The sequence below is a fragment of the Candidatus Burkholderia verschuerenii genome (genome assembly GCF_001189365.1).
Lineage (GTDB): Bacteria > Pseudomonadota > Gammaproteobacteria > Burkholderiales > Burkholderiaceae > Caballeronia > Caballeronia verschuerenii.
Genome location: NZ_LFJJ01000289.1, coordinates 1 through 4,377, shown reverse-complemented (window position 1 = coordinate 4,377; position 4,377 = coordinate 1). Strand labels below are relative to the sequence as shown.

Here is a 4,377-nt window from a genome sequence, read left to right as displayed (position 1 = left end):
GCTGCTGCATAGCGGCCGCGCGGCGTTCGGCGCTGCGGGCTACGCCCTTCGCGCCGCACGTCGCACAGAAGGATCAACTGAAACCACCGGCATCCGATTTCTGCACAACTTGACGCACACAACTTCTCTGGGGCCCTGTGTGGAAGGGTCTTCCCAACGGGCAGCAGACCGTCAAACATGGCCTTTTATGCCACATCCGGATCGCGCAGAACCGCAGCCGTGATGGAATAACAATCGACCTCTTGCTCATTGGAGTATCAGTGCTTGAGAACATCCGCTCGCCACTCCGTACCTGTGATGAACTGCGCGTTTTTTTTGTGTGTACACCGAACGAGGAGCCTCCGCTGTCTGGCCCATATATTCCTGTGCGATCTGCCCAGGAAGCCTGACGAGTTCCTGGCAGCACGGTACAGCTTCCGGGTCATGCCAGAGAGTGTCTGTAAGCCAGGGACAATAGAGACGAGAGTTCTGGTAGCCGATCCGTTCGGCAGGCTGCCAAACTGTGCTTACGTTCAACCGTACCGAGCAAACCTTTTAGAAAGGCTAGCGAACGCTGTCTCGGTTCAGGGCGCCTAAGCAGGCCAGCCAGTCTCTCACGCAATTCATCCAGTTCAAGTTCCAAGGCTTTCGCAACTTCTTTCATGGCGCCAGCGCCCCTCGCATCTCAGCAACTTGCCGGAGCTACTGCCGTGTTGTCAGCCGTCGAACCCTGCCCGCAAATAAGGGTCATCGCGTGACGAAAGTTTCATTTAGTGAAATTAATGCTGATCAACGGAACGAATGATACGATGCATTGAAGGTTTCGTCCTTCCGACAAACGATAGATCGAAAAAAGCAACGTCGTTTCCTGATTAGGCATCTGATGTTCAGCTGTCGTTCGCTCGGCGAGGGATTTCACGGGATCAGCTGACTTACCGCCAGCGCTTTTGACATTAAGAGAGACACCTGATGAGCGATACACGAAATGTCAGTTACCACGTCGAAGGCGGCGTGGCAGTGATTTCCGTCGACAATCCGCCGGTTAATGCGTTAGCGCCGGGTATGCGGGAGGGCATCATCGACGGCCTGGAGCGCGCTGGCGCAGACGCTGCAGTGGAGGCGATTGTGCTCATTGGGGCCGGTAAGAATTTTATCGCCGGTGCCGATATCCGACAGTTTGGTAAGGCCCGCCAAATCAGCACAAGCGTAAGTACTGCAGCTTTGGATGCATGTGAGAAGCCAGTGATAGCCGCAATGCAAGGCTACGTTCTTGGTGCAGGACTTGAGCATGCCCTTGCATGTCATTATCGAATCGCCACGCCAGACGCTAAGCTAGGGCTGCCAGAGGTAAGCATCGGGGTAATTCCAGCTGGAGGAGGGACTCAGCGGCTGGCAAGGTTAGTGGGTCCGAAGGTCGCTGTCGAGATGATCAGCAGCGGTCGTCACGTTTCCGCGGTCGAAGCATTGAACTCCGGAATCGTTACGCAGATCGTGAGTCAGGAGAACCTTTTGGCTAGCGCAGTCTCTTACGCGAAAGACGTCGCGCACGCGCGCCCATTGCCACGCGTACGGGACATGACCAATCAAATTGCCGATGCGGTACAGCATCCTGAAGTCTGGGAAGCGGCAAAGAAGGCCGCTGTTAGCAAGGCTCGTAACGTGAGGGCGCCACACTGCGCCATCGCTTGCGTAGAAGCGGCACTAACAGGTAGCTTCGAGGACGGTCTGGCGCTTGAGCAGCGACTGTTTTCGGAACTCGAGGGCTCGGGTGAAGCGAAGGCATTGCGATATGCCTTCTTTGCCGAGCGTGAGGCGAAAAAGATTCCGGGAACGCCCGCGTCCTACAAACCTGACGGCGTGCAATCAGCTGCGATTGTGGGCGCAGGAACAATGGGAGCTGGAATTGCAATCTGTTTTGCGGACGTTCGCGTACCGGTGAAAGTGCTCGAAGTGACGCAAGAAGCGCTTGATCGAGGCATGAAGCGGATTCAGGACACGTACGCCGTGAGAGTACGGCGTGGAAGCCTCACACAGGAAGAAATGAACGAGCGACTGACATACATACAACCTGTCTTGCGATATGAGGACATCGGTGACGCCGATGTCGTCGTGGAAGCGGTGTTTGAGCGTATCGATCTTAAAGAAGACGTGTTCACGAAGCTGGACACAGTCATGAAAGAAGGGTCCCTCCTGCTCACTAATTCCTCGGCAATTGACATCAACACGATGGCGGCCGTCACACGACGTCCGCATCAAGTCGCGGGGGCACACTTCTTTGCGCCCGCGAATGTCATGAAACTCTGCGAAGTTGTTAGGGGGGAAAAGTCGTCAATTGAAACGATCCTCAGAGCAACGAAATTAGGCCGCGACCTGGGCAAAGTAAGCGTCGTTGCAGGTTCTTGCGATGGTTTTGCGGCAAATCGTAGCCGTGCACCGCTGGTGACGGAGATGATGTTGATGCTGGAAGAAGGCGTGCTGCCGCAGCAGGTGGATAAGGTCATGGTTGGATTTGGCTATCCAATGGGACCTTTTGCGGTTAGCGATTTGTCAGGCCTCGACGTTAGTTACGATACGTGCAAGCGTCGGGCCGCAGCGGATCCGACTTATAGAAAGCTCCACGTTCCCGACCGCATGGTTGAGATGGGCAGGAAAGGGCAAAAAAACGGTGCAGGTTGGTATCGTTACAACGAGGGGGATCGCACGCCGCATCCTGACGAGGAGGTTTCGAAGATCATTCGTGACGTTGGCTGTGAGCTTGGCATCCCGCAACGTGAGTTTTCTGACGACGAGATTTTGAACCGCTTGCTCTTCGCGTCGGTGAACGAGGCCTGCAAGATCCTGGAAGATGGTAAAGCTTACCGCGCAAGTGATATCGACGTAATGTGGTTGTATGGGTTTGGCTTTCCGCGTCATCGAGGCGGATTGATGTACTGGGCAGACTCGATTGGGGCAAAAAAGATCTTCGAGCAGGTCAGTGTGTGGCACGAGCAGTATGGAAAGCGCTGGAAGCCAAGCCAGTTGTTAGCGCAGATCGCTGAAGCTGGTGGATCGCTTCGAGAGGCCCAAGCGCCTAATTTTTCTTAAGTACGCAGCGCCTGCCTGAACGATAAGTAAGAGCCATCGTGGTGGACTTGGTTCTTGCAGTTGCGAACCGCGCGGCCAATGACACAAAGTTAGTTCCAGGCGCTTGTCGAACCGAGTTGCGAGGCGATGATATGACGGCTGAAAACGAAGGACAAGAACCGGAGAAATGTCGTCATCGCTGGAAACCTTAACGGATAACTGAGAGGTACCAGAAAACACTCTAATCTGCCGCTTTTACAGATGCGTGACGGAATCGAACGCCCAGCATAACTGGAGGCAATCGCTATTGCTCGGAGCGCACCATCCGAGGACAGTCATCGACGCTCATCCGTCAACCGAGTGGCTGCATCGCGGCTTGCCAAGCAAGACGTGTCTAAAGCCATGCAAGACAACGATATGCAATACTATTTAACGATAAGTTAAGCGTATAGAAAGCTAGATGCCTTAAGCGTGCCTTGTGACGATGTTTAAATCCGGCGCGAGGCGAAAAGTGCCCACACGTCGATTGTCCAAGCCGCAATGGCCGTTGTCGATCGAATCTACATTCGAAATGCGACACCCGGAGTCTCATCTATGCACCGCCGAGCCATTATGATTGCCGTGTCCGTTGCGTTTGCATTTGGCTTGTATGCCTGCGGCAGTTCACACGACGACAATCGAAGCGCGCAGGACAAGCTAGCCACCGCGACGCCGATCAAGCACCTCGTCGTGATCTATAACGAAAACGTCTCTTTTGACCACTATTTCGCAACGTATCCAAATGCAACAAACCCATCGGGCGAACCCATATTTGCGGCATCTGCGGGTACGCCAACGGTCAATGGTCTCTCGGCTTCGTTGTTGACATCTAATCCGAACTTCACCAACACTCTGAATGGCAACGCGGCAACAAATCCGTTTCGTCTCGATCGCACGCAAGCCGCGACTGCAGACCAGAATCATGCTTATACCGCTGAGCAGCAGGCTTACAACAATGGCGCGGCAGACCTTTTCCCGAGATACACGGGTAAAGGCTCGAGTGGCGGTGCCGGCGCGTTCGGCACCGCTGGTCAAGTGATGGGTTACTACGACGGCAACACGGTTACGGCGTTGTGGAACTATGCGCAAAAGTTTGCGATGAGCGATAACGCACTCACAGATACCTTCGGACCATCTACTCCAGGCGCACTCGAAGTCGTGTCCGGCAACACTAGGTCCTGTTCACATTTAAGAGCGGCCCGAAGGCAGACACGATGGAGACAAAGGTGAGGTAGCTGTGGGCGAGTTTGTCATATCGAGTGGCGACGCGACGAAAATGCTTGATACGCTTAAAGA

The 4,377-nt window shown here is 54.4% G+C and carries 1 protein-coding gene and 3 pseudogenes; 2 read left to right on the top strand and 2 right to left on the bottom strand.

Translation table 11 applies throughout. From position 1 onward, the window contains the following. Window positions 1–474 precede the first annotated feature (474 nt). A pseudogene (locus BVER_RS36605) lies at window positions 475–643 on the bottom strand (IS701 family transposase); the annotation flags it as partial. A gap of 305 nt (window positions 644–948) precedes the next feature. On the opposite strand from BVER_RS36605, the gene BVER_RS27905 reads away from it, so the two are divergent. Both BVER_RS27905 and BVER_RS30890 read left to right on the top strand, forming a co-directional pair. Continuing rightward, a complete protein-coding gene (locus tag BVER_RS27905) occupies window positions 949–3,063 on the top strand; it encodes a 3-hydroxyacyl-CoA dehydrogenase NAD-binding domain-containing protein (protein ID WP_050456010.1) in 2,115 nt (704 codons plus the stop codon). A 573-nt stretch (window positions 3,064–3,636) separates the two neighbouring features. Further along, window positions 3,637–4,254 (top strand): annotated as a pseudogene (locus BVER_RS30890) (alkaline phosphatase family protein); the annotation flags it as partial. Here BVER_RS30890 and BVER_RS33055 read toward each other — a convergent pair. Continuing rightward, window positions 4,253–4,377, bottom strand: a pseudogene (locus tag BVER_RS33055) (IS5/IS1182 family transposase); the annotation flags it as partial. The pseudogenes BVER_RS30890 and BVER_RS33055 sit on opposite strands and share 2 nt — an antisense overlap.

Coding starts and splice junctions, on each gene's coding strand:
- BVER_RS27905 (WP_050456010.1), top strand. CDS start 949: ATGAGCGATACACGAAATGTCAGTTACCACGTCGAAGGCGGCGTGGCA.